Raw genomic sequence first — 23838 nt, 5'->3', positions numbered from 1 at the left:
CCCATGTCCGCGCGCAAGAACCCTATTGCCGAGTCAACTCCCTTGCCGAAAGCCCTCGATGAAAAAAACCGGCCCTACCTCTTGCGCTTATATGTGGCTGGAGGCACGGCCCAGTCTACGCGGGCAATCATAGACGCTCGTAGACTCTGCGACGACCATCTAGCTGGCAAATACCGGCTGGAGGTCGTCGACATTTACCAGCGACCGGTGCTGGCGCGGGATGAACAGATCATCGCTGTTCCAACCTTAGTGAGGCATTACCCCAAGCCGCTGCGGCGGCTTGTGGGGGACTTCTCGAACGCTGAACGTATTCTGATTGCCCTCGATTTGCTGGTCCATCCAACGTGAATTTTGCCGTTCAAGACAAGGGGATTGACCGGCGGACGCCTCGGGCGAGATGAAGTGGGTCTCGATTAGGACCCGGCTAGAATCCAGCGGGCACCAAGTCAAAACCCGATGGTGCGGCTTTCGTCGTCGTGGGAAGTCAACGCACCTCACCCTAGACGTAGGGAGGAAAGGCGGAGATGAAGACGCAATCGGAAGCCAGCACACGACGAGCGCTCATCGAAGAGAACAAGACATTGCGCGCCCGCCTGTTGGAACTGGAAGAAACCTTGCGAGCAATTCATTGTGGCCAAGTCGATGCGTTGTTTGTGATCGGAGAGCATAAAGAGCACGTGCTTACGCTGGACGGCATCGAGTCTGCACATCGCATCCTGGTGGAAGCAATGAACGAAGGTGCCGCAATCCTGAAGGAGGAGGGGATTGTGCTTTACTGCAATGGCCGCCTGTCTGCCATGTTGAAGGCTCCCCTGGAGAGGGTGATGGGCAATTCCTTATTTGGCTTCATCGCCTCCCAGGACAGAGAACAAATAGCTCTGCTTGTTGAGCGGGCCAGGAGGGAGAGTTGCTCCATGGATACGACCTTCTGTTGTCAGGATGGCTCCATCGAACCGGTGCAACTCTCGCTCAGTCCGATGTATACCCATGGTTCGTCCGGAGTGTGCGCCGTAGCGACCGATCTCACCCTGCGAAATCAGGCCAGAGACGAACTGCGCAATTTGTCGCTGATCGACGAGTTGACGGAATTGTCCAATCGACGCGGATTTCTGACGCTCGCCCAGCAACAGCTGAATCTAGCGCGGCGGCTCAACACGGAGGCTTTGCTGGTGTTCGCCGACATGGACGGATTCAAGGCAATCAACGATTCCCTCGGTCACTCGGCAGGAGATCAGGCGCTGATCGACATAGCCAACGTTCTCAGACAGACATATCGCGAGTCCGACGTGATCGCGCGTCTCGGCGGCGACGAATTTGCCGTTCTAGCCATGAGTACATCGGAGGTCAATCATGCGGCGATTGTCGAGCGGCTGCAAGCCAAGCTCGATGCCTGCAACAGGGGGATGGAAAGGCAATATCAACTTTCGATGAGCATCGGTGTCGTCGGATGCGGTCCTTGCGATCCTTCCTCAATCGGCGATCTGCTCGCGTTGGCAGATGCAGCGATGTACGTCCAGAAAAGAAGCAAGGGGCGGAGCGATCACCGGGACAGCAGTCACGACCGCACCGAGTTACTTGTACGCGCGCCATCACCAGCGCTCTAGAGAAACGGCGATTGGGTCTGGGAAAGTGCGAAACCCACAGGAGCGATGCGCGACTCCGCCTGAATCGATCGGGCTTTTGCCGGTGGTAAAGCTACGCGCGGATGGAAGGCTTGTTCGATCTTCATCGAAGCCCTCTCCGGGCCGGCTCACGCCTCAAACTTTGGTAAAAGTCATCCGTTTGTCATTTCTTCGATCGCCAAGTCAGGGGACTGGACGAGTCCCTTATCCTGAGGAATGTGAAACGCCGAAGCTTCCTGAAATGCTCCGCTGCTGCCATTGCAACCACCGCCTCCACATCGCTTCTATCGCAATCTGCAAAAGAATCGATCCCTATTGAGCCTTCTCCAATCGGAGATGCCTTGAACCCAGCCGGGATTCGCGTTGCGGGCATTCGAATGATTCCAGTGGCGGGAGGCAAATATAAAGTCTGGACCAAACGAATTGGCTCCGGCTCTTTAAAGGTGCTTCTACTGCATGGCGGGCCCGGTTTTCCCCATGACTACCTGGAGGCTATGGAATCGTTCCTACCACAAGCCGGGATTGAAATGTATTACTACGACCAGCTTGGTGTTGGTAACTCCGATGTTCCGGACGACCCGTCGCTCTGGACCTTGCCTCGGTACCTCAGCGAAGTCGAGGAGGTGCGGCGTGGTCTCGGATTGGATGATTTTGTGCTTTATGGCCACTCGTGGGGCGGCATACTCGCGATGGAGTACGCCCTGCACTATCAGCAGCATTTGCGCGGCCTGGTGATCTCCAATATGACGGCAGGCATCCAGTCTTACCTCCAGCGAACGGCTTCTCTGAAGACGCAACTGCTACCGACCGAGCTGCTGGCAAAGTTCAATGCAATGGAGGCTGCGCATGACTACGGAAATCCGGAATACACGCGCATCGTCACGGAGGTGCTCTACCCTCAGATGATCTGCCGCCTGAAACCCTGGCCAGAGCCGGTGACGCGCGCGTTTCGTCTCGGAAACGATAAGATCTACAACCAGATGCAAGGCAAGAGCGAGTTCGAGGTGACGGGCAATCTCAAGGACTGGGAACGATGGGATCGTTTGCATGAAATCAAGGTGAAGACGCTCACCATGGGCTCAAATCATGACGAGATGGACCCTGCCGATATGCGCAAGATGGCGACTCTGATGCCGAATGCAACCTGCGCCATTTGTCCTAATGGCAGTCATATGGCCTTGTGGGACGATCAGGCGATTTACTTTCAGTATCTCCTCGCCTTTATGCGCACTGTGTAGGCTTTTCCAAAAGACTTCAGAAGGAAAGATGATCAGCTTCTTGCGCCCTATTTAAGGAGTCCAATTGTGTACGCGGGGCGGCGCGGTGGTATGTTGAACTTTAATCCTGAGGTCACTACTGGCGCTCTGCAATTCAACCTCGTCCCTAAAGGAACCGTGGACGCTCACCCGCCGCAAGCTCCTTTCCCTTGTCGCTCGTGGAGTCGCAGCGGATCTGCTACTCCCCTTTTGTGACCCCTCGCTCCATGCCGAGTTGCAGGACGCGGAGGTCCACCTTAAGAAGCGGTTGGTCCGCGAGAACCGGAGCTATGGCTCCGGCAACTTTGGGGATTGGATTACCGATGCTCATGGCCTGCCTTGCTATGAATACCTCTGCAACCAGACCGAAGATCCCATCGCCGTCTCTCCCGTGGAGGTCGCCTGGCGTTCGCCGACCGACCACACTCACCAGATCGGGAATGATCGCATCGTCGCGGCAGCTTCCAATTACGGCTACATTCAGGTGCGTCAGGACGAAGGGGGAGCCCGGTTTCTCAACGATTACAAGCCGGACTCCGGCTTTTTCGGAGCCGGCCTTGGCTATCTGAGCGACGGAGAAGAAGTCCTCAGCACCTACTATCCCGGCACCGGAAAAAGCTTTGATCGATTTTTCGGTACGGGTTATCTGCGGAAACAGACCGCCGGGAAGAATTATTCCATTGATCAAACCATTTACGCCCCATTTGGTGATGATCCCGTCTTGATCTCGGAAGTGATCGTGAGCAGTCAAAGCCCGCATACGGCCAATCTATCCTGGGTCGAATACTGGGGCTGCCAACCTTATGAATTCTCCTATCAGGCGTTCGCGGATGGCCATCTCTCCACCCCGTTCGGCACTCAGGTCATTCCTGAGGAGGTCGCTAGATTACGCCGAGAGCTTGCAGCGGGCTATGAGCACCGCTTTGAGCGCTTGTCGGCATCCGCCGGCATGCTCGAGTCCAAGCGCCTTCTTTCTGCGCCGTCACCTCATCTCGGCGTGGCAATGCAGGAGGAAGTGGCAAGCGGATCCAGTGCCTTGCCGAACTCGTCTGCGGTTCAACAGTCCTCGGCGGCGGGCGAAGATGCGCTTCCGCCACCAACGTTTCTCGCCTCGCTCGACCATGGACCGGTCCGATGCCTCACCGACGCGGCCAGCTTTTTCGGTCCCGGCAATGTACTCCGCCACACCGGCGCAGCAGGACCAGAAAGTGTTCTCGTTCCTGCCGAGGTGCTCCATCCGGCCGGCCTTGGCTCCATCGTTCCGGGGTATGGCATCCCTCAAGAGATTGCCCCGGACGACCTCTCGACCACCGGCCCGGAGAGTGCATTAATTCTTTTCAAGCCCTTCATCCTCGAAGCTGGACAGACGCAGACCCTTCGATTCATATACGGCTATCTGCCGGCCGGTTTCAGGGTGACTGAACTCCTGGCTAAGTATCGCGCCCAGGCCGCCGGCCTTTTTGCAAAGAGTTGTGCGGCATGGAAAGACGAAGGCATCCAGTTGGCCGTCGATGCCGATCCGTGGGTTGAACGGGAGACCCGCTGGCATAGTTGCTATCTCCGTAGTGGCTTCACCTACGACGACCGTCTGGAAGAGCACATCGTTTCGCAAGGTCAGGTCTACCAGTACTGCATCGGGTACCAGGGAGCCGCCCGCGACCCGCTGCAACATGCTCTTCCGCTCATCTTCGGTCAATCCGACTTGGCTAAACAAGTGCTTCGCTACACGCTCAAAACTCAAGCCGCTGACGGCTCGCTGCCCTATGCGATGACGGGGCATGGCCAAATCGTCCCCAACTTGGCCGCGCCGAGTGACCTTGATTTATGGCTGCTTTGGTTGGCGAGCGAATACATCCTGGCAACCCGTGACAATGCCTTCCTTGAGGAGAGGATCTCTCGCTGGCCGGCTGCTACCGAGGGCCAGGCTCTCACTGTCCACGAATGCCTGGCTCGCGCCTATCGCCATCTGGTGGATACCATAGGAACCGGCAAACATGGCTTGCTTCGCGGCGGCGGCGCGGATTGGAATGAGCAAATTTATTTCCGCAATCTCCCGGAAAACCTTCGCGATCAAATAGGCCGTGAGTCCGAGAGTGTCATGAATGCCGCGATGGGAGCGTACATCCTCGACCATTACGCCCGGATGCTACGTTATGCCGGGGATCTCGGCTCCGCCAGGGATGCTCAGGTGCAAGCCGAACAGCAGCGCAATGCTGTCCGAGCGCAGTGGACAGGGAAGTGGTTTAAACGTCTTTGGCTCGGCGACTCGACCGGTTGGCTGGGCGCAGACCGCATGTGGCTTGATGGACAGCCGTGGGCGATTCTAGGGGACTGCGCGACGGCGGACCAGCGCAAAACGCTTTTTCAGTCGATCGAGGAACTCCTCCGTAAGCCATCTCGCGTCGGGGCCCAGCAACTCAGCAGCCCGGTTGACTGGCCTGGAGTGATGCCTGGAGAGAGCAAGAATGGCGGCGTCTATGACACTCTAGATGGCCCGTTGATCTGGGCGCTTGCAGCCAACGCATCCGTGGCCGGTCCTGGAGCCGCATATGAAGAGTGGCAAAAGAACAGCCGGGCTCATCACGCCGATACCTATCGCGATGTCTGGTACGGCATCTGGAGTGGGCCCGACGTTTATTGCTCCTCGCAGTCGGACCACGCCGGGCAGACTGGCTTTGATCCCGGGCTCACGGATCCGGAAGCTCGGCGGCGACCCAACAACTACCGTGGCCTGAGTTGGACCGCATGGCCGGTGATGAATATGCATCGCCATGCTTGGCCTCTCTACAGCGCCGCCAAGCTTCTCGGCGTTGAGTTCACAGAAGAAGGAGTCAATCTGGCCCCCGCCATCCCTAGGCCCCAATACAGATTTCACTCCAGGCTTCTAGGTTTAGAGAAGAGCGTTCGCGGGTATCAAGGCTGGTACGCCCCCCAGAAGGAAGGGAAATGGACTGTCCGCTTCAAGCTTCCTGCAAGCGAACAGCCGCTTACCCAGCAGAGCATTAACGGCAAGAAGCAAACCGCGACGACTCAAGCCGAAGGAGTCATTCAATTCTCCGGAACCTCTTCCGTCGAAGAACCACTCAGTTGGTCTTTGTCCTACGACTGATCGCGCGGCAACGGCATTAGCGCTCTGCGCATGACGTAAACACGAAAGTGTTTGTCCCTTTCATAAGTTTAGGTCTCCGAGAAAGAAGACTAGTTCTCTGCGAGTTAGGAAGATGAGCAAGCGAAAGGGGTAACTTGCATCAGACTCATCACTACTTATCTTGAATGTTCCTGCGATGATGAAATCGCCTCCGTAGAAGGCTTCAGCGCTATCAGAAATTCGCGGTAGACGGTTCCCGCTCTCACAAAAGAATTGGTGAGTACGAATTCAATGGACAATGCTTTTTGTTTCTCCTATAGTCATGCTCACAATTCCGCATAACAATTTATCTGGAGAGTGCATGATGGAAACCGGTAGTGCGGCCGCCGCATTCTGGGAGCAGATCTACGCAAATACGACTTACTCTCGGGAATTGAATGACAGAATCAGCCACGCGCTCAACAGTGCCCATGCCTTCTTCAAGTCCACCAGCGGCTTTAAGGTGCTGGACGTCGGCTGCGGGCCAGGAGCAACCGCAATCTATTGGGCGAATACCGGCGCTGATGTTACGGCAATCGATCACTGCGCCTCGGCCATCGCTGCGCTCGAGACCCGGTGCGAGCAGATGGGCATCAAGAATATTCATCCACTAGTTGGCGATGTAATGAAGATCGATCAACTCGGACAGTTCGACTACATCTTTGGCTCTATGATTCTGCACCATCTCGAGCCTTTTCAGGAGTTTGCAGCCGTTCTCCGGCGCACACTCAGCGCGCGCGGCAAAGCCTTTTTCTACGAAAACAATGCGGCCAGCGATTTGCTGATCTGGTTCCGGACGCAGGTTACCGGGAAGTTCGGTGTGCCGAAATACGGGGATAAGGATGAGTTTCCGCTGAGCCCCAAAGAAATAAATATGCTGCGGGAGCAATTCAGCGTTGGCATTGAATATCCCGAAATGATGTTCTTTCAACTTGCATCCTCTTATCTGTTCCACCGCCATCTCGCAACCGAGATGAAGACGATCGATAATTTTCTCTATAAACGAAAGATCGGTCTTCGCTATTCTTATCGTCAGTATGTTGAGCTCGATGCGCTGCCGGAGGCGCAGCAGCTCGCGACATAAAGCGCTTTGCGGTTGGAAATCCTCGCCGAGTACTGCGAGTGCGAGTACGGAAGTGCCCCCACCCGCTGCTCTTCCTACAGGGGTGGCAGCTAAGTCTATGAAAGCAAATATCTTATTGAGTGTAATGAGTTTCCGGCCCGCCCGCTACCGGTACTCGTGATGGGGCTGAGTGGTTTCCGAATGGTAAACTCATTATGAGAAACTATGCCGCTAAAGACGCTGTTCCTGAATCCGCCTTCTTTTGAAAACTTCGATGGTGGCGCCAGTTCGCGCTGGCCCGCAACCCGCGAGATTGAGTCCTACTGGTATCCGGTGTGGCTCGCATATCCGGCTGGCATGCTTGAGGGGTCACGGCTGCTGGACGCCAATCCGCACCACGTCTCCTGGGAGGAAGTAACTGAAATTCTCAAGGACTACGAGTTTTTAGTGCTTTTCACCAGCACCATCGGCTGGAGTGGAGATCAACGCGCCGCTGAGGCCGTGAAGGCCGCCCATCCGAAGCTCAAAATAGCTTTCGTCGGGCCTCCTGTCACGACCGACACTGACAAGGCGCTGAACGAGTGCGCAGCGATCGACTTCATCTGCCGCCGTGAATTCGATTTCTCCGTGGTGGAATACGCCAACGGCAAGCCGCTTGAAGAGATCTTGGGCGTTAGCTACCGCAAGGACGGCAGGATCGTCCACAACCCGGACCGTCCGCAGATCGAAAAGCTTGATAAGCCGGATATGCCATGGGTCACGGACGTCTACAAGCGCGATCTCGACGTCACCAAGTACAACGTGCCTTTTCTGCTTCATCCCTATGTCGCCCTATACTCAACGCGTGGCTGCCCGGCGCAATGCACCTTTTGCCTCTGGCCACAGACACTCTCCGGGCATGCATGGCGCAAGCGGTCGACCGATGATGTTGCCGCTGAAATGGCCCATGCGAAGAAGCTCTTTCCCGAGGTCAAGGAATTCTTCTTTGACGACGACACTTTCAACATCAACGGACCGCGAACGATCGAGCTTTGTGAGAAGCTCAAGCCTCTAGGTCTCACGTGGTCTTGCACGTCGCGGGTGACCACCAGCTATGAGACGCTCAAGGCGATGAAGGAAGCCGGCTGCCGGCTGCTGATCGTGGGCTACGAATCGGGCGACCCCCAGATCCTCAAGAACATCAAGAAGGGCGCGACCGTTGAACGGGCCCGCGACTTTACCCGCGACTGCCACAAACTTGGGCTCGTGGTTCATGGCGACTTTATCCTCGGGCTTCCCGGGGAGACGGAAGCGTCGATCCGCAACACCATCAACTTCGCCAAGACGCTGGACTGCGAGACGATTCAGGTATCGATCGCCCACGCTTTTCCAGGCACTGAATTTTATGAGTACGCCAAGGTGAACGGCTTCATCACCAACGAGAATATGGCGGACGCTGGCGGTCACCAGATGGCCCACATCGAGTACCCCGGCCTGCCGGTTGAATATGTGCTCGAGATGGTCCACCGCTTCTATGACGAATATTACTTCCGGCCCAAGGCCGCATTCCGGGTGGTTTGGAAAGCGATCGTGAACCGAGATGTGCCGCGCCTCTACGTTGAGGCAAAGTCGTTCCTGAAGCTGCGGTCGCAGCGCAATAAGATCGTTGCGCAAAGCAAGAAGGATCAGCGTGCTGGCAATAAACCGTCTGCGGTGGGAGCCGGCGCCTAAAGCACGCCCTCTGCTTTACGGTAACTGTATCTCTGCTCCTGCCACCGGCATCCATTAGAAAGACAAAACGGCCAGCAGCTTCGCTGGCCGTTTCTATTCAGTCGGGCAGTTTGCTTATGACCAATCCTCATCAATCGACCATGACGCTTCGTCGCTACCTCGTCCTGGCGATGGTTACCTTGACTGGGTCGGTCGGAGATACCTTTCTTTCGGTGGGCGCCAAACAGGTGGGAGCGATTCCACTCGACCATTTAGGTCAACTCTTCGCGGCGGTTTTCAATCCCTGGATTGGCGGAGGAATTATTCTACTCATCGGCTTCTTCGCCTCCTATTTGACCGCATTATCATGGGCCGACTTGACGTATGTGCTGCCCGCATCGTCGCTTGGTTATGTCGTGGTTGCGTTGCTCTCGAAATTCTGGCTTCATGAGCAACTCTCGCTCTATCGCTGGTTGGGGATCCTTTTCATCACCGCCGGCGTCGGTTTCGTCACTCGCGGTCCTGCACTCACCGAACATGCGGCGGCTGAACCTCTTCAATCGCAAGAGGGAGTGTGCCCGTGATGAACCTGGCTTCCAATGCTTCCAATGGATCGACTGCCGCGATGATCGCCAGCATCGTCGTTAGTGCAACTGCCGGTGATGTGCTGACGGCATCCGCAATGCGGAAGGTCGGCGATCTCGATCTCATCCGGGCTCACCGAGGATTGCCGGGAGCAATCCGGGCCGTGCTTGGTAATCTGCGTTTTCTCGCAGGCCTCCTGTGCATGGCAATCAGCTTTTTCGCGTTGCTCTTTGCGCTCAATCACGCAGACCTCAGCCTGATCGCGCCGGCTTCGGCGTCCCTGACTTTTGTCAGTAACGCCTTCGCCGCCAAATTCTTTCTAAAAGAAAATGTGGATCGCCGGCGCGCGCTAGCGGCCGTCTGTGTCTGCATTGGCGTAGCGCTGTTGGCCCACTGAGAGGCCAACTTAGTCCGATCACCCAAGTATCATTACTTGTTGCCGGAATCGGTACTCTTGATGAAGGCAGCAACCCTGTCATGCAGCTGCTTGAGTGATTCCTCGCGGACATAGACCATGTGTCCCGATTCATACCAGTCGAACTCGATATTTTTAGAGAGGGTGGATGAAATCGGCAGGTGCTTGTCTTCGTAATACGCCGCATAAAACGGTGTGGCAAGGTCATAATACCCTCCGTTGACCATCACCTTCAAATTGGGATTGGTCTTCATCGCCGTCGCGATGTCGGCGCTGACGTTGGGCTCGATGGGATTGCCATTGTGTTTCATGTCCCATTGATTGCTACCAAAGATGGCTTCGGGCAAGTAGGTCTGGCCTGCCCCGAACTTCAATTCCCGGCGAATGTAGTCATTGAAGAGCGACACATAGGCGGACGAGATAGCCGAACTCTGCGGATCATAGTCGGCCTCTTCGCTGAGCGGGTTGATCGAGGGGCCTGAGAAGCGGGTATCCAGCCGCCCAGTCGTAAGGTCCTGGTCGTCCTGTAAATTTTTCTCAAAACCGCCTCCGGAGACGCGAAGGTCGGCCTTTACCAGGTAGGCAACCGGCAATCCGGTATAGGTGTGCAGCTTCTCGGCAACCGTCTGTTTTTCCCCAGCGGATAAATCCGTGCCTTCGCTGAGCGCGTGTGCATAATCGCTGGTGGCAAAGGCCTCGACTTCCTTGAGAAATGGCTCTAACGCCGCCGGCTGACTGGGCAGCTTCTTGTGGTACCAGGCGGTTGCGGCGTAAGTGGGAAGCGCCAACACATAAGGCAGGTCGATGCCGGGGTTACTCTTGGCGGCGTCGATGTCAGAGGTGAAATTGAAGATTTGCGAGAGCAAAATGACGCCATTCAGATCGACACTCTTTTGCTCGAGGATGTTCGAGAGAACCGCAGAGCGGGTCGTACCGTAGCTTTCCCCGAAGAGATACTTGGGCGAATTCCAGCGGTTGTATTTGACCAGAAAGCGCGCAATAAAACGGGCGAATGCGTTCGCGTCCTCATCGATCCCCCAGAATGCCTTTTCTTTGTCCTTGCCGTAGAGCTGACCGAAGCCGGTCCCAGGCATGTCAATAAAGACGAGGTCGCTGGTGTCGAGCAAACTCTGTGCGTTGTCGATCAGACGATAAGGGGCAGCGGGAGCATGCTGATCGCCTGGCGTTACCACATGTTTTGGACCGAGCGAACCCATGTGCAGCCAAACGGTCGAGCTGCCTGGTCCGCCGTTGTAAAAGAAAGTGACCGGGCGATCTTCCGGTTTCTCACCCTTCTTGAAATAGGCCACGTAGAACATGCGTGCGGTAGCCGGCGCATCTTTCGGTTCCTTCACCAGAGCCGCATCCGAGTCAGGGAGCGGCTTGCCATCGGCTCCCAGTTGGGCATCCTGTTCGTCGGTGGCGCCAACCGTGAGGGTCCCCGCGACCGCGTCGTAAGAGATGCGCTGGCCACCAACTTCGATAGATCCTTGAGTCGTTACGTCCGCCGGAGGATTTGTGGAGGGTGTCGCCGCCGCAGGTTTGGCTGGAGGATCATCCGCCGACCACAGGGTTGCTGGCTGTCCGGCCAGAGAAGCCAACGTGATCGTGGCAAGGAGCAATGAGGAGGGATTGATGGTCAATGCTTTCTCCGAAATCTATGAAAGGGAAAGGTCTGACATCATCATGACAGATGAAAATAAAATTCGCACACTGTAAACGGCAGGCCGGTAGCCCGCAACTCCAGGAAATCTGGAGCGGAAAAGACCGCGTTCAGGATTGCTTCTTGAGGGGAGTGGTGCGCTCCGAGGGATTCGAACCCCCGACCTATTGGTTCGTAGCCAATTGCTCTATCCAGCTGAGCTAGGAGCGCATGCCTATTTCAGGATAGCAATGCGGGAATGGCGCGTCAATTGGAGTATGCCCGCGAATCTCACGAGCCGGTGGATCGCAGGGCAGTTTCCGCCCAGTCGCCCGCTTGTGCGCAGATATCGTTGAGCACCGTCGGTCCAAGAGCTATTAACTCCGCTGAGTTCGCACTACACAGGTCCCCGGTTTCATACCCTTTCACAAAGCAGAGCGCCCTCCCGGTACTATTCGATTCCCCAAGCAGAGCAGATCTTGCCGCTGGGCGAAGAGGTAGAAGATCGACGATCGAAGTCATGGGAGCTTGCAAAATGGCGTCCAGCAAAGACAGCAGCCCCATAAGGTATTGCTCGAAAGGATCTTCCTTTAAGTGGAAGGCCAATAGCTCACAAAAGCGTGCTCGTTGTAGCGAGAGGCAGATGAGGGCGTGGGGACGGTCCTTACTCAAGGCGCCGGCGACGGCCACGGTCACCAGCTTGCGAAACTCATCCTCACCCACCGTGATAAGAGCGCGCCGAACACTGTCCACCCGGTCCCGAACGCCATAGAGTGGTGAGTTGGCTAATCGCAGCAGCCGGAAACAGAGTGGGGCATCGGCCATCACCAGTCGCTCGATCTCCTTCTGGTCGAGTACCGGCTTCGCTACGGCCGCAAGCAGACCGGCGGCGTTGATGCGGTTCAGCGGAACTTCCTCGCGCGCGAGAATGACCGGGCGGCTAAAAAAATATCCCTGAAAAAGGTCGTAGCCCTCGTCTACGGCAACCGCAAATTCCGCTTGTTGTTCAATCTTCTCGGCCAGCAAAGCTGCATGGCAGTGGCGTATGTTGGATCGAATCGCTCGGCGGGCTTTCTCGCCCGAAGCACGAAAGTCTACTTTGATGTAGTCCGCTAATTCAACCAGCGGGGCCATATTGGGACGATCAGAGAAATCGTCCAGGGCGAGACGATACCCCATCTTCTTCAACTCGCGGCAGGAAGTGATGACCTGCTGATCCGGCTCGATGCTCTCGAGTACTTCCAGCACGGTATATGCGGGCGGCAGAAGTGTTACCAAATGCCCAACCAGCGCTGCCCGAGTGCAATTGACAAAGGCCAGGGTATTCGACGAAAGTCCTTGGGCGCCGACCACCAGGATGTTATCCAGGATTTGCCGGGTGCTGTCGTCATCTTCGCCTGCGTAGACATTGTCCCATCCGGATCGGAAGAGCAATTCGTAGGCGACAATCTTCTGGTGCACGTCGAGGATCGGCTGTCTGGCGAGAAATCGCGTAAGCCGATGAGGTGACGAGTTCATAGGTAATGAAGTCGTCCCCGCATTGTCCAATGGCTTCATCAAATATCTGCCCTCGCTGGGTTATCGGCAGAAAGGGCGATTTGCCAGAGGGCTGGCCGAGGGCTTTCGTTCTCAATCCGGCTGAAGTGGATGAAATCGAAACGCGAGGAGAGAAAACCAGTTATTTCGCGGGAGCCGGTTGTGATGCTGGCTGATCAAGCTGCGGCAGTGGCGGCAACTCTTCGCTGACACTGATGCCTGCGCGGCGCAACAGTTGACCGACCGTCGCTGCGTTCAAGCGGGTCGCGTCGTACTCGATGCGAATTGTTTGCCATGCCTCATTGATCGTGACCCGTCGAATTCCATAAATCTCGCTCATATTGCCGAGAGCGATCATCGCTGCCTCTGAGGGATGACGTTCGTAGCGGAAGAGAACCTCGACTGTGGTCATAACCCGATGATACCAAGGCCGACATTCTGCACCAAGCAGGAGACTTTTTCGAGTAGCGATTCGGGACAGTTTGACTTGCCTAGTCTTTTCACTTGGCTGATCTTCTTACTTACCCACTTTATGGCGCCCGTTTGCGGAGCCGCACCGTGAGTCCATTTACTGGCACACGGCTTAGATCGAAGGCGCGAGCAGGCGCAGCAGAAAGAAGACGACCACGCCCAGGAAAAACACCAGCGCCATCCGAATGCCCGGCTCGCGGTTGACTTCGGGAACCAGGTCGGTGGCGGCCACATAAATGGCAACGCCGGCGGAGACCGGAAGGCCGAACCGCACCCAGCTCGGGAGCAAACTGATCACCAAAACTCCTGCCAGGGTAGCGGCGGCCAACAGAACCGCCGAATAGAAAGCATTCGTCCGGCTCCGGCCACTGGCGACCATCACCGAGGCCACCGTAAATCCCTCTGGGATTTTGTGCAGGAAGATGGCGAGAAAGATGATCCAGCCCAACCAATTCGACAAAACAAATCCCGAGCCGATCGCCACTCCGTCGAAGAGTGCATGAACGGCCAGGCCAAACGCCACCGAGTTGCCAGTATGCCGGGTAAGGAACTCGTCGTGATGAGTCTCCTCACCAAAATGAAAATGGGGCGTAATCGTATGCTCGAGTAGATGAATAGCGCAATAGCCGGCCAGCACCAGGACCGGAGCCCAATTAATGGAGAGCTTGAAGCTTTCCGGAAGCATCTCCAGGAACGCGGCTGCCATCATGAACCCCGCCCCGAGCGCGACAAAGTAACGGAGATATCGTTTTTCCCAGTTCCGCCGGACCAGCAGAAGACCGCCGAATATGTCGGCGAGAGCGGCGAGCGTTCCAAGCAGGATAGGCAATTTCATAGGCGTGCAGGTGACCGGGTAGGGTTCAGTTTACAGTTTTGCAACGCGGCTTCAGGACAGGCTCGCGCAAGCGAGGAAATCAGAGTGGATGCGATTTGTTAGGAGACCTTTCAGGGCTGGACCGCCTGTGGGAAAAGGGTATCGGCGAACGCTGCTCTAGCGTTTAAACCGGGAGAGCAGGTAGAAGAAGAGCGTCAACACGATGCTGATCACGATGGAACTTGCAACCGGGAAGTAGAAAGAGAAATTCCTGCCGCGGTAAGCAAAATCGCCCGGCAAGCGGCCAAAAGGCAGACGGATCTTCCCCAAGAGCAGGACGGCCGCGCCCGCGGCGATCAGCACAACACCGAGAAGTACCCTGCCGCTGACGCCGTTCTTCATGGAGCCTCATCATAGATTCGCCAGAAGCGAATAAACGCCACCAGGCGCGCGACCTGAAAGAAATCGGAGGCAGCCAGATAGGCGACCGTCACACCGGCCCACCACAAGTACAGCGGAGTGCCAGCCATCACCGAAGAGAAAGGAAGCGGCGTAGCCGAAAAGACCATGGCTAAGACGACCAGAGCCAGCTTCACAATACCAAGGACCAGGTTGACCTCGACCAGCTTGCCGGAGAGAGGCCCTAACCTTAGGCTGCGCGCCAGGCTGGCCGCCGCGGTTTTGTGCTCCAGCAAGGCGAGCAGCGGGGCGACTGAGAAAACCCAGCTGACCAATGCCCAAAACGTGAAGATCCCCAGGGAAATGCAGATGACCAGCGCGAAATAAAGAACGAGGTTTGGGGACTCGCCCGACAAGGTGGTGTTCGCCGACCATTGAATTGCAGCGAACCAGGCGACAAAACTTCCCCCCAAAGCGAGTACCCGAAGGAGTTGGAGGAGGATCAGAGCTCTTGGACGAAACGGGAGATCAGGCGCGTAACGGCACAAGACATAGCTGCGGCCGATCCCAGAGGCGAGCGCCCAGCCAAAGCCCAACAGCGGCGCCAGCCAAATCAAGAGATGAAATAGCGGCGGCGTGAGAACTGACCATACATTCGCAATGATCACCGTCGCGCGATCGGTATCCTGCAGCGAGAATTCATAGACCCCGGTCGGCGCGAGCGGAACTGACGCCAACAGGCGAGAGCCTTCGTAATACATCAATAGCAAAGCAAGCGCGCCGTAACTCCACCGCCAGGCCAGCTCAATCAGCAGAAGCGCCGGGTGTGACCAGCAATAGCCAAAGATCTGCACCAGCGATTGCGTGCCGCGGAGACGACCCGATAAAGAAGCGGCAGGCGAAGCAGTCGGCTGCGTCGGCATCGACTACTTCACCAGCAGGTTGACGAGCTTACCCGGGACGATAATGACCTTGATGACCTGCTTGCCTTGCAGGAAGTGTTGGACTTTTTCATCCGCCAGCGCCGCATCCCGAAGCGCCTCCTGGGAGATTTCCGCAGCAACCCGAATCACCGATCGCAACTTGCCGTTCACCTGCACCGGAATTTCGATCTCGTCTTCGCGAGCGAGCGCTTCCTCATAGACAGGCCAGGGGTGACGCAGGATAGGGTCTTCGTTGCCCAACTGCCCCCAGAGTTCCGCGGCCAGGTACGGAGCAAACGGCGCCAACAGCAACACCATCGGATTGAGAATCTGAGCCAGCACCTCGCCGGGCACTACTCCCGCCTCAATTTCAGGCTCGGCAGCAACGAGATCGTTCATCAACTTCATCAATGCGGCAATGCAAGTGTTGAAATGCCAGCGCTCATCGAAGTCGAGAGTGATCTGACGGATTGTCTGGTGCAGCTTCCGTAACAACGCCTGTGACGTTTTCGAATTTGGAGCGGACGCTTGTCCTTTGGAGGCAGGCGTCTCCGCGTAGCGGGTTACAAAGCGGTAAACCTTAGCGAGGAAGCGGCTGACGCCGGCGACTCCATCTTCTTGCCAGTCGAGGTCGCGATCCGGCGGCGCGGCAAAGAGCGAGTACATCCGTGTAGCGTCGGCGCCATAGCGGGCGATCATGTCGTCAGGGGAGACGACATTGCCCTTGGACTTCGACATCTTTGCCTTGTCTTTGATGACCATGCCTTGAGTGAAAAGGCGGGTGGCGGGCTCATCGTTCTGGATGAGTCCCATATCGCGCATGACCTTCGTCCAGAAACGCGAATATATGAGGTGCAGAATGGCATGTTCGACGCCGCCGATGTACTGGTCGATGGGAAACCAGTAGGATACGGCATCGGAGTCGAAGGGAGCCTTGTTCTCTTTCGCGCTCGTATAGCGATAGAAATACCAGGACGAGTCGACAAAGGTGTCCATCGTATCGGTCTCTCGCCTTGCCGGGCCGCCGCATTTCGGGCAGGTGGCGTTGACGAAATCGGGGACGTTCGCAAGCGGAGAACCGCCCTGTTGGGTGATCTCGACCTGCTCGGGCAGCAGGATGGGTAACTGGTCCTCTGGCACCGGGACGATGCCGTCCTTCTCGCAGTAAAGCATGGGGATTGGCGTACCCCAGTAACGTTGGCGGCTGACGCCCCAGTCTCGTAACCGGAAGGTGACCGTGGTCTTGCCGAAGCCATGCTCCTCGGCATATGCAGCCATTTTGCGCCGAGCTTCCTGGCAGCCGAGCGAGTTGAACTCGCCGGAGTTGATGAGCAGACTGTCTTCTTCGGTGTAGGGCAGCAAGGGAGCTTCGGCGTCGCCGGCGGCAGGGGGCTCGCCCACCCGGCGCGGCAGAACTACGATGCGTACTTCGAGATCGTATTTATTGGCAAACTCATAATCGCGCTCATCGTGAGCGGGTACCGACATGATCGCGCCGGTCCCGTACCCGGAGAGAACGTAGTTCGCCACCCAGATAGGGATACGCTCACCACTGAAAGGATTGATTGCGTAGTGACCGGTGAACGCGCCGTGCTTATCGATGGCCCCGATGTCATCCGATTCGCGTGCCCTGGCCTGCTGCTCGATCAACGTGGCGACGTGGGTTGCAAGTTTGCTGTCTTTGGCCGCGAACTCGGCAACGATCGGATGCTCCGGTGCAAGTTGCAGGCTGGTCGCGCCGAAGATCGTGTCAATGCGAGTGGTGAAGACCGCGATCTTCTCCGTAGCCGCTGCATTCGTAGCCGATCCCACGGCACCGGCGACCGGTTCAGCGGCCGGCTTCAAGGTGTGTCCGGGACGATGCTCGACCTTCTCTTCCAAGGCCTGGTCGGCATTGCTCTCCTCGAGAGTGGACGGATCGACGGCAAACTCGACGGTCGCCCCTTCGCTGCGTCCTATCCAGTTACGCTGCATGGTGCGAACTTTTTCCGGCCATTCCGGCAGCTTGTCGAGGCCGTCGAGCAGCTCTTGCGCGTAATTGGTAGTGCGAAGAAACCATTGTTCCAGGTCGCGCTGTTCCACGATCTGGTCTTCATGCCGCCAGCAGCAACCGTCGATTACTTGTTCATTCGCGAGCACGGTGGCGCATTGCGGGCACCAATTTACCTTGCTCTTTTTCCTGTACGCAAGGCCGCGCTCGTACATGCGCAGGAAGAACCATTGGTTCCAGCGGTAGTAGTCGGGCAGACAGGTGGTGACTTCGGTCTGCCAGTCATAGCTGAGGCCGAGGCGCTCCATCTGGCGCTTCATCGCGGCGATATTCGATAGCGTCCATTCGCGGGGAGGCGTGTTGTTTTTGAGCGCGGCGTTTTCGGCGGGCAGGCCGAACGCGTCCCAGCCCATCGGGTGCAGGACGTTGTGCCCGCGCATCCACATGTACCGCGCCAACGCATCGCCAATCGCATAGTTGCGGACGTGACCCATGTGTAGCTGCCCTGAGGGATAGGGCAGCATTTCCAGCACATAATATTTCGGCTTGCCAGTAGAATGCGGCTCGGCGACGTAGAGTTCCGGCTGTTCAGCCCAGCGCTGCTGCCAGCGCGGCTCGATCTCGGCAGGAGTGTAGCGCTGCTCGCGCTCGGGCTCCGGCGCGGCAGCTGTCGACACGGCGACAGCAGTTTCGTCGGTGTTGGTGGGGACAGACATGGCTGTCTTGATTGTAAACGTGGCGGGCGTGCGGGATTCCCGGCGTTCAGGCAACCTTGGGTGGAGGCTGCAGGAAAGATACCGGGTTCATTGGCCTTTCACGCGCGAGGAAAAGAATAGGCCGGAAGGAACCGTGCCAAACTCTCAGGATGGATGCAACCGTGACCCTTTTGACTGCCGCGCAACGAGAAGAGTGCATCGCACGAATGAAAGCCGCCTGGAACGCGTTGCCAACCGAGGAACAGGCAAGGCTCAAGCCCATGCTGGACGAGGCCCACGGACAACTCGGCGATTACCTGAAGACCGGCCAACTCGCTCAACCCAGATTCCGTCCGCTTTTGCGGCTGAAGAGTTTCCTGATTGGAGATTGGGATGGGCACAATCAGCGACTCCTTCAGCAATCAGGCGAAGCCGGCCGGGGTGGGGTGGGTCCCCGGGGCGAGATCCTGGGCACCGGAAAATTCCAGGAGTTCGATCCATTCTGGGAGCTGCTTTCGGGGACCGTATGGCTCGAGAACCTGTTGCACAAACATCCGTTTCCGCCAGGCGCGCCGAATCCCGTCCTTATTCCGGACGTAGTTACGATCGCGATGGTGAGCGATTTCGGGACTGGCAATTTCGGCGCAGGCGACTCGCCGAGCACCAAGATTTCGAAGTTCATACCCCGCCTCAATCCCCATATCACCATTCATCTCGGCGACGTCTATTACGCTGGCACGAGCGCTGAGCAGAGCAGCCGGTTTACCAGCATCTGGCCTCGAGGCTCCTTTGGGTCGTTTGCCTTGAACTCCAACCATGACATGTATTGCGGCGGCGGCCCCTACTTCAACGAGGTCGTGGGCGGCCCGGTCTTCAATACCTATCAATCGCCTTATAGCTTCTTCGCTTTGGAGAACTCCAACTGGATGATCATTGGCCTCGATTCGGCCTACCACGCCGATGTCTTAACGCTCTACCTGGATGGTTCTTTGGGAGACAGTGCTCAGCTTCCCTTCTTGCGCAGCTTGGCTCAGCGAGCAGCTCAAGAGAACAAGAAGGTCATCCTCTTGACTCATCACAATGGCATTCCCGAGACCGGAATCCAATCGCCGATTCCGTTGAGGCTGTCCACCGAAGTGAGCAGCGCGTTTGAAGGCACTGTTCCACCGGCCTACTGGTTCTGGGGGCACGTTCACGCCGGCATCGCCTACAAGCCATTGGCGAATGGAACGCTTTGCCGCTGCATCGGTCACGGAGCGTTGCCGTGGGGATTCGCGAACGAGCTGCAGAACGACGCCCGCGTGGCATGGTTCGAGACCTGCTCCGCGAACGATCCTGAAAACAAGCTTCGCGTATTGAATGGATTTGCAGTCTTGCAGCTGGATGGGCCGAATCTCGCCGAGACCTTCTACGACGAAGACGGCCGCGTGGCCTGGACCCCGGAAGGCGGCGATCCGCGCAACTGCCCTCCAGAAGGGCTCCTGACGCTTTAACTCAGGAGCGTCACGCCAGTGCTGGCTGCCTGTTCATGCGCGTGATACGAAGAGCGCACCAGTGGACCTGACTCCACGTGGCGGAAGCCCATTGTTAGCGCTTCTTCCTTCATGAAGGCAAACTCTTCGGGCGTGTAATACCGGGTCATCGGCAAATGGTCTTTTGATGGCCGAAGGTATTGCCCGATGGTGAGGACGTCGGTGCCGACCGCAGCGAGATCGCGGTAAACCTGGAGGAGTTCGTGCATCTCCTCGCCGAGGCCGACCATGACTCCGGACTTGGTGACGGCTTTGGGGTCAACTTCCTTGGCATATTCGAGCAGGCGCAGTGTCCGGTCGTACCGGGCTCCGGATCGGACGACGCGATAGAGCCGCGGCACCGATTCGGTGTTGTGGTTGAGCATCTCCGGACGCGCCTCGACGACGATGCGGATGGCCTCCTCCTTACCCTGAAAATCGGGAATGAGGACTTCCACCTGGCAGCCGGGGGCCTGACGGCGGATCTCTTCGATGACCATGGCGAAGGCGCGGGCGCCTCCGACGATATCGTCGTCGCGGTTGACGCTGGTGATCACGGCGTGTTTCAAGCCAAGGGTAGCGACGGCTTCAGCGACACGGCGGGGTTCGTCAAAGTCAATCGGGTCGGGGCGGCCCTTGGGAACGGCACAGAATCCGCAGCGACGGGTGCAGGTGTTGCCCAGCATCATGAAGGTCGCGGTCTTATGGTTCCAGCATTCGCCGATGTTGGGGCAGTGGGCGGACTCGCATACCGTATGCAGATTGAGCGAACGCGCCAGTTTCTTGAGGCTGTGGTAATTGTCGCCGACGGGAGCGCGGGCCTTCAGCCATTCCGGCTTGGAGATTGGGGTTTTGCGGGCGGATTCTATCTGGATAAGTTCGACGCTGGAAGCCATGGTTTGTCTTCACTCATTGTAACGTTCGGCTCGAAGAGCTAACGAATTGGGCAGTTCTTGGCAGACACAGGATCTGTTTCTGTCCCGGGGTTATGCCGGTATCGGGCCGAGAATGTCGATACTGTATTTGTTGCAGAGCCGGGTGAGTTTCTCGAGATCGGGAGCGGCAGGAGTCGGCAGGACTCGTTCTTTCGCAGGTTTGCCCATCTCTTCCATCATCCCAATGAAGCCGTCGCCGGGCATGGCGAAGATCAACATGGTAGTTGGGATCGACCCGGTCACTTGAATTCCGTGCGGAATTCCACGAGGAAGAAACAGATATTCGCCCGGGCCGGCGATCGTCTTCTTTCCGTCGCAAGTGAATGTGGATTCACCTTCGAGGATATAGAACGCTTCGTCTTCGTGGTGGTGCAGGTGGTAGGGCGTGGCCGATCCGGGAGGGCTGATCTGATGGCACAAAGAATATGCGCCTCCTGTGGATTCGGTCGTGGCCTTCACCGTAATGAGGTTATTCAGAAACCAGAAGGCTGGACCTTCTTCCGGTGAGAGTATGTGGGGCGGGAGATTTGCAAGCATGCTCAATCCTTCTGAACAGGATCTGATCCAATTGGGATTTGTACTCCGGCAGGGCGTTCCGCTGCTTAACCAGCGACGGAATTATTTTAGCCGCTCCATCACTTCTGGCCTGACCAGATATAAAAACAGAATTAGATTCAGCGCGCCCATAAATCCGGCCGGCGGTTGGTGAAAGCGGGCCAGAATATAGAACTGATAGACCATGAGCAGGAAGGTAGCGGCGAGTGACAGCGCCCATCCCCAGCGTTGCTGACGCAATAAGCCGAAGCTCGCGCATGCCGTCAGGCCGCTGATGATGAGCAGCAATGCCGGATAATGGTGCCCCACCACCCCGAAACCGATAACCACCGACAAGGCCAGCATGTACAGGGCAATGCCTGCCATTCCCGGGAGGGGAAGAGGCTTTTTCCCGGTTTGAGATGGATCCTTGCGCTCCAATTCGTCGCTCATAGGGTGTGCAGATAGGCGATCAGATTGCTGAGTTGGCGTTCGTCAAGGTCGCTGCCAAAGGCGGGCATCATGCCTCGTCCATAGCGGATGACGTAGGTGATCCGGTCGTCGTTGGCAGGCGCTCCACTGGGCAGATATGGCTGTTTATAAAGGGCCTGGAGACCAGGGCCACGCAGACCGCTGTCGGAGTTTGCGTAATGGCAGCGCGCGCATCTGGATTGAAAGACGGCGTAGCCACTGTTTTCCTGCGGGGTCAATTCTGAAAGCGGCTTCGATGGCGGGAGCGGGGGCTTACATCCCACGAGCAGGAGCACGCTGGCGCAGGCCAACCCACCCCCACGCCACGCCCTCTGCCGGCGAGATCTAAATTCTTCAATCATCTAGCTATGTAGCGGCGGCCTTTCACTTCATAGTTGCCGGAAAGCACCCGGGCGATCGCTTCGGGATACGCCAGGTGCTCTTGTTCAAGGATACGAGCGGAAAGGGTTCGTTCGTCATCTCCCGGAAGCACCGGGACCGTGCGCTGCACAATGATGACACCATGATCCAACTCCTCATCGACAAAGTGGACGGTGCATCCCGAATAGGAAACGCCATATTCGATCGCCTGGCGCTGCGCGTGCAAACCTGGAAACGCCGGCAGAAGCGAGGGGTGAATGTTCAGGATGCGCTGCGGAAACGCCCGCACAAATTCCGGAGAGAGCAGGCGCATATAGCCAGCGAGACACACCAGATCAACCTCGTGATGTTGCAGCGTGGCGACGATCTCGGCATCGTGCTCGGCTCGCTTGCGCCCTCGAGATTCGATCACGGCGGCGGCAAAGCTGCGTTCGCGGGCGGCAGCGATTCCAGGTGCGTCGGCCAGGTTTGAGACCACCACTGCGATCTCGGCGCCAGACAGTCTCTCTTCTGCGATGCTATCGGCGATGGCGAGGAAGTTGGATCCCCGGCCGGAGAGCAGAATTCCTAACTTCTTGTTCATGCCCATTCAGGAATCGCTCATTAGGAATAGATGACCTTGCGATCGCCCTTACTCGCGCGGCCGATCACGAAAAACTTCTCCCCGGCTCGATCAAGCATGGCCTTGGCCCGGGTGAAGCGGTCAGCAGGAACGACGGCAATCAGGCCAATTCCAAGATTGAAGGTGCGTAGCATTTCTTCCTGACTGATGTTGCCAAGCTCCCGCAGATGCTCGAAAATCGGCGGAATGGGCCAGCTTCCGGTCTCAATGATCGCGGAGATATTCTTCGGCAGAATGCGGGGCAAATTCTCGGTAATGCCACCTCCAGTAATATGAGCCATGCCAGTCGTATAGTCGCTCGCCGTCAGCTTCTTAATCACGGGAAGATAGCTCCGATGGACCTTCATCAGGGCAGCGCCTGCTTTGTCCTTGAGTTCGGTGACATATTGGTCTGGCTTGTAGCCGGCCACCTCGAAAAACAGCTTGCGCGCCAGAGAATAGCCATTGCTATGCAGGCCGGTTGAAGGAAAGCCGATCAGCACGTCGCCCGCCTTAATCTTGGCGCCGGTAATCAATTTCTCTTTGTCGACCACGCCCACGATGAAGCCTGCCAGATCGTATTCGCCGTCGGTATAAAAGCCTGGCATTTGAGCGGTTTCCCCGCCGATCAGTGCACAACCGTTCGCTCGGCAGGCATCCGCAAGTCCGGTGACCACTTTCTCGATGACTCCCTCGTCTAATCTGCCGGTAGCCAGATAATCAAGAAAAAATAGTGGCGTCGCGCCCTGAATGGCGATGTCATTGACGCAATGGTTGACCAGGTCACAGCCCACGGTGTGATGAACTCCCATTTCGAAGGCAATCTTGAGCTTGGTCCCCACTCCATCAGCGCTTGAGACCAGCACCGGGGAGGTGAACCGGGCAGTATCCAGGCGATACAGGCCACCAAACCCGCCGATCTCGCTCAGCACCTGTTTGCCAAAGGTGCGCTGGGCAAGATACCGGATTCGCTGTTTCGCCCGATCACCGCCGGTGATGTCTACTCCGGCATCGGCGTAGGTAGCAGGTGCGGGTTGGGGTTTGGGGGATTGCTTGGCGGGGGCTTTGGCGTCTGGCAAGGGTGAATCCGCGATTCAGAATTGAACGTTAAAGGCCGATCCCGGCGTACAGCCCACCGAAGCACAGCGATTCGTTCGGAAACTCCAAGTTTAGCATCG

The 23838-nt window shown here is 57.1% G+C and carries 23 protein-coding genes and 1 tRNA gene; 9 read left to right on the top strand and 15 right to left on the bottom strand.

What is annotated here, in order from left to right; translation table 11 throughout:
• The first annotated feature begins 3 nt into the window (after positions 1-3).
• Together ACPOL_RS06000 and ACPOL_RS05995 are read left to right on the top strand one after the other, a co-directional pair.
• A complete protein-coding gene (locus tag ACPOL_RS06000) occupies positions 4-348 on the top strand; it encodes a circadian clock KaiB family protein (RefSeq protein ID WP_114206256.1) in 345 nt (114 codons plus the stop codon).
• Between the two features lie 176 nt (positions 349-524).
• The gene (locus ACPOL_RS05995) at positions 525-1604 is read left to right on the top strand and encodes a GGDEF domain-containing protein (RefSeq protein ID WP_114206255.1); all 1080 of its coding nucleotides are present in this window, start codon (positions 525-527) and stop codon (positions 1602-1604) included.
• On the opposite strand, the gene ACPOL_RS35425 is transcribed toward ACPOL_RS05995, so the two are convergent.
• Positions 1601-1729 carry a hypothetical protein gene (locus ACPOL_RS35425; protein WP_275066508.1) on the bottom strand — a complete coding sequence of 43 codons (129 nt, stop codon included), beginning with the start codon at positions 1727-1729 and terminating at the stop codon, positions 1601-1603. The two genes, ACPOL_RS05995 and ACPOL_RS35425, sit on opposite strands and share 4 nt — an antisense overlap.
• Before the next feature lie 234 nt (positions 1730-1963).
• Between ACPOL_RS35425 and ACPOL_RS05990 the strand changes: the two genes are divergently transcribed.
• The 6 genes from ACPOL_RS05990 to ACPOL_RS05965 all read left to right on the top strand — a co-directional run bounded on the left by ACPOL_RS05990 (position 1964) and on the right by ACPOL_RS05965 (position 9739).
• Positions 1964-2860 (top strand): proline iminopeptidase-family hydrolase, encoded by an 897-nt coding sequence (locus ACPOL_RS05990; protein ID WP_236657266.1) that lies wholly within the window; start codon positions 1964-1966, stop codon positions 2858-2860.
• Between the two features lie 286 nt (positions 2861-3146).
• Entirely contained in the window at positions 3147-5987 is a 2841-nt protein-coding gene (locus ACPOL_RS05985; RefSeq protein WP_114206253.1) for a GH36-type glycosyl hydrolase domain-containing protein, read from the top strand.
• A gap of 340 nt (positions 5988-6327) precedes the next feature.
• Positions 6328-7089 carry a class I SAM-dependent methyltransferase gene (locus tag ACPOL_RS05980; protein WP_161557224.1) on the top strand — a complete coding sequence of 254 codons (762 nt, stop codon included), beginning with the start codon at positions 6328-6330 and terminating at the stop codon, positions 7087-7089.
• Between the two features lie 204 nt (positions 7090-7293).
• Positions 7294-8778, top strand: coding sequence for a hopanoid biosynthesis associated radical SAM protein HpnJ (gene hpnJ / locus ACPOL_RS05975; protein WP_114206251.1), 1485 nt, complete (start codon positions 7294-7296; stop codon positions 8776-8778).
• A 116-nt stretch (positions 8779-8894) separates the two neighbouring features.
• The gene (locus tag ACPOL_RS05970; RefSeq protein ID WP_236657265.1) at positions 8895-9341 is read left to right on the top strand and encodes an EamA family transporter; all 447 of its coding nucleotides are present in this window, start codon (positions 8895-8897) and stop codon (positions 9339-9341) included.
• A complete protein-coding gene (locus ACPOL_RS05965) occupies positions 9341-9739 on the top strand; it encodes an EamA family transporter (RefSeq protein WP_236657264.1) in 399 nt (132 codons plus the stop codon). The genes ACPOL_RS05970 and ACPOL_RS05965 overlap by 1 nt, the downstream gene beginning before the upstream one ends.
• Before the next feature lie 32 nt (positions 9740-9771).
• Here ACPOL_RS05965 and ACPOL_RS05960 read toward each other — a convergent pair whose 3' ends face one another.
• The 8 genes from ACPOL_RS05960 to leuS form a co-directional block, all read right to left on the bottom strand.
• Positions 9772-11400, bottom strand: coding sequence for a S10 family peptidase (locus ACPOL_RS05960; protein WP_236657263.1), 1629 nt, complete (start codon positions 11398-11400; stop codon positions 9772-9774).
• A 153-nt stretch (positions 11401-11553) separates the two neighbouring features.
• Positions 11554-11630 (bottom strand) — tRNA-Arg (locus ACPOL_RS05955).
• Between the two features lie 60 nt (positions 11631-11690).
• On the bottom strand, positions 11691-12956 hold the full coding sequence (locus tag ACPOL_RS05950) for an EAL and HDOD domain-containing protein (RefSeq protein ID WP_114206250.1): 1266 nt from the start codon (positions 12954-12956) through the stop codon (positions 11691-11693).
• 121 nt (positions 12957-13077) lie between these two features.
• Positions 13078-13347 (bottom strand): hypothetical protein, encoded by a 270-nt coding sequence (locus tag ACPOL_RS05945; RefSeq protein WP_114206249.1) that lies wholly within the window; start codon positions 13345-13347, stop codon positions 13078-13080.
• 171 nt (positions 13348-13518) lie between these two features.
• A complete protein-coding gene (locus ACPOL_RS05940; RefSeq protein ID WP_114206248.1) occupies positions 13519-14241 on the bottom strand; it encodes a ZIP family metal transporter in 723 nt (240 codons plus the stop codon).
• Between the two features lie 156 nt (positions 14242-14397).
• On the bottom strand, positions 14398-14622 hold the full coding sequence (locus ACPOL_RS05935) for a DUF2905 domain-containing protein (RefSeq protein ID WP_114206247.1): 225 nt from the start codon (positions 14620-14622) through the stop codon (positions 14398-14400).
• A complete protein-coding gene (locus tag ACPOL_RS05930) occupies positions 14619-15542 on the bottom strand; it encodes a hypothetical protein (RefSeq protein ID WP_114206246.1) in 924 nt (307 codons plus the stop codon). The genes ACPOL_RS05935 and ACPOL_RS05930 overlap by 4 nt, the downstream gene beginning before the upstream one ends.
• Before the next feature lie 3 nt (positions 15543-15545).
• Complete coding sequence (leuS, locus tag ACPOL_RS05925) at positions 15546-18248, bottom strand: leucine--tRNA ligase (RefSeq protein WP_114206245.1); 2703 nt, start codon at positions 18246-18248, stop codon at positions 15546-15548.
• 161 nt (positions 18249-18409) lie between these two features.
• On the opposite strand from leuS, the gene ACPOL_RS05920 reads away from it, so the two are divergent.
• Positions 18410-19720, top strand: a complete 1311-nt coding sequence (locus ACPOL_RS05920; RefSeq protein WP_150132919.1) for a metallophosphoesterase family protein — start codon at positions 18410-18412, stop codon at positions 19718-19720.
• Here ACPOL_RS05920 and lipA read toward each other — a convergent pair.
• The 6 genes from lipA to purM form a co-directional block, all read right to left on the bottom strand.
• Positions 19717-20634, bottom strand: a complete 918-nt coding sequence (gene lipA, locus ACPOL_RS05915) for a lipoyl synthase (RefSeq protein WP_114206243.1) — start codon at positions 20632-20634, stop codon at positions 19717-19719. The genes ACPOL_RS05920 and lipA overlap by 4 nt on opposite strands.
• Positions 20635-20724: 90 nt before the next feature.
• Positions 20725-21210: a quercetin 2,3-dioxygenase gene (locus ACPOL_RS05910; protein ID WP_114206242.1), complete on the bottom strand. Its 486-nt coding sequence runs from the start codon at positions 21208-21210 to the stop codon at positions 20725-20727.
• An 81-nt stretch (positions 21211-21291) separates the two neighbouring features.
• A complete protein-coding gene (locus ACPOL_RS05905) occupies positions 21292-21660 on the bottom strand; it encodes a DUF2127 domain-containing protein (protein ID WP_114206241.1) in 369 nt (122 codons plus the stop codon).
• Complete coding sequence (locus ACPOL_RS05900) at positions 21657-21989, bottom strand: c-type cytochrome (RefSeq protein ID WP_236657262.1); 333 nt, start codon at positions 21987-21989, stop codon at positions 21657-21659. The genes ACPOL_RS05905 and ACPOL_RS05900 overlap by 4 nt, the downstream gene beginning before the upstream one ends.
• A 47-nt stretch (positions 21990-22036) precedes the next feature.
• Positions 22037-22642: a phosphoribosylglycinamide formyltransferase gene (purN, locus tag ACPOL_RS05895; protein WP_114210616.1), complete on the bottom strand. Its 606-nt coding sequence runs from the start codon at positions 22640-22642 to the stop codon at positions 22037-22039.
• A gap of 20 nt (positions 22643-22662) precedes the next feature.
• On the bottom strand, positions 22663-23739 hold the full coding sequence (gene purM / locus ACPOL_RS05890) for a phosphoribosylformylglycinamidine cyclo-ligase (RefSeq protein WP_114206239.1): 1077 nt from the start codon (positions 23737-23739) through the stop codon (positions 22663-22665).
• Positions 23740-23838: the final 99 nt, after the last annotated feature.

The sequence above is a fragment of the Acidisarcina polymorpha genome (genome assembly GCF_003330725.1).
Taxonomy (GTDB): domain Bacteria; phylum Acidobacteriota; class Terriglobia; order Terriglobales; family Acidobacteriaceae; genus Acidisarcina; species Acidisarcina polymorpha.
Note: the sequence above shows the minus strand (reverse complement) of the source record. Positions and strands in the feature narration are given on the sequence as shown.

Bases quoted from the DNA above. Each gene is read 5' to 3' on its own strand.
- ACPOL_RS06000 (WP_114206256.1), top strand. From the start codon at position 4: ATGTCCGCGCGCAAGAACCCTATTGCCGAGTCAACTCCCTTGCCGAAA.
- ACPOL_RS05995 (WP_114206255.1), top strand. From the start codon at position 525: ATGAAGACGCAATCGGAAGCCAGCACACGACGAGCGCTCATCGAAGAG.
- ACPOL_RS35425 (WP_275066508.1), bottom strand. From the start codon at position 1,729: ATGAAGATCGAACAAGCCTTCCATCCGCGCGTAGCTTTACCACCGGCA.
- ACPOL_RS05980 (WP_161557224.1), top strand. From the start codon at position 6,328: ATGATGGAAACCGGTAGTGCGGCCGCCGCATTCTGGGAGCAGATCTAC.
- hpnJ (WP_114206251.1), top strand. From the start codon at position 7,294: ATGCCGCTAAAGACGCTGTTCCTGAATCCGCCTTCTTTTGAAAACTTC.
- ACPOL_RS05970 (WP_236657265.1), top strand. From the start codon at position 8,895: ATGACCAATCCTCATCAATCGACCATGACGCTTCGTCGCTACCTCGTC.
- ACPOL_RS05965 (WP_236657264.1), top strand. From the start codon at position 9,341: ATGAACCTGGCTTCCAATGCTTCCAATGGATCGACTGCCGCGATGATC.
- ACPOL_RS05950 (WP_114206250.1), bottom strand. From the start codon at position 12,956: ATGAAGCCATTGGACAATGCGGGGACGACTTCATTACCTATGAACTCG.
- ACPOL_RS05945 (WP_114206249.1), bottom strand. From the start codon at position 13,347: ATGACCACAGTCGAGGTTCTCTTCCGCTACGAACGTCATCCCTCAGAG.
- ACPOL_RS05940 (WP_114206248.1), bottom strand. From the start codon at position 14,241: ATGAAATTGCCTATCCTGCTTGGAACGCTCGCCGCTCTCGCCGACATA.
- ACPOL_RS05935 (WP_114206247.1), bottom strand. From the start codon at position 14,622: ATGAAGAACGGCGTCAGCGGCAGGGTACTTCTCGGTGTTGTGCTGATC.
- ACPOL_RS05930 (WP_114206246.1), bottom strand. From the start codon at position 15,542: ATGCCGACGCAGCCGACTGCTTCGCCTGCCGCTTCTTTATCGGGTCGT.
- leuS (WP_114206245.1), bottom strand. From the start codon at position 18,248: ATGTCTGTCCCCACCAACACCGACGAAACTGCTGTCGCCGTGTCGACA.
- lipA (WP_114206243.1), bottom strand. From the start codon at position 20,634: ATGGCTTCCAGCGTCGAACTTATCCAGATAGAATCCGCCCGCAAAACC.
- ACPOL_RS05910 (WP_114206242.1), bottom strand. From the start codon at position 21,210: ATGCTTGCAAATCTCCCGCCCCACATACTCTCACCGGAAGAAGGTCCA.
- ACPOL_RS05905 (WP_114206241.1), bottom strand. From the start codon at position 21,660: ATGAGCGACGAATTGGAGCGCAAGGATCCATCTCAAACCGGGAAAAAG.
- purN (WP_114210616.1), bottom strand. From the start codon at position 22,642: ATGAACAAGAAGTTAGGAATTCTGCTCTCCGGCCGGGGATCCAACTTC.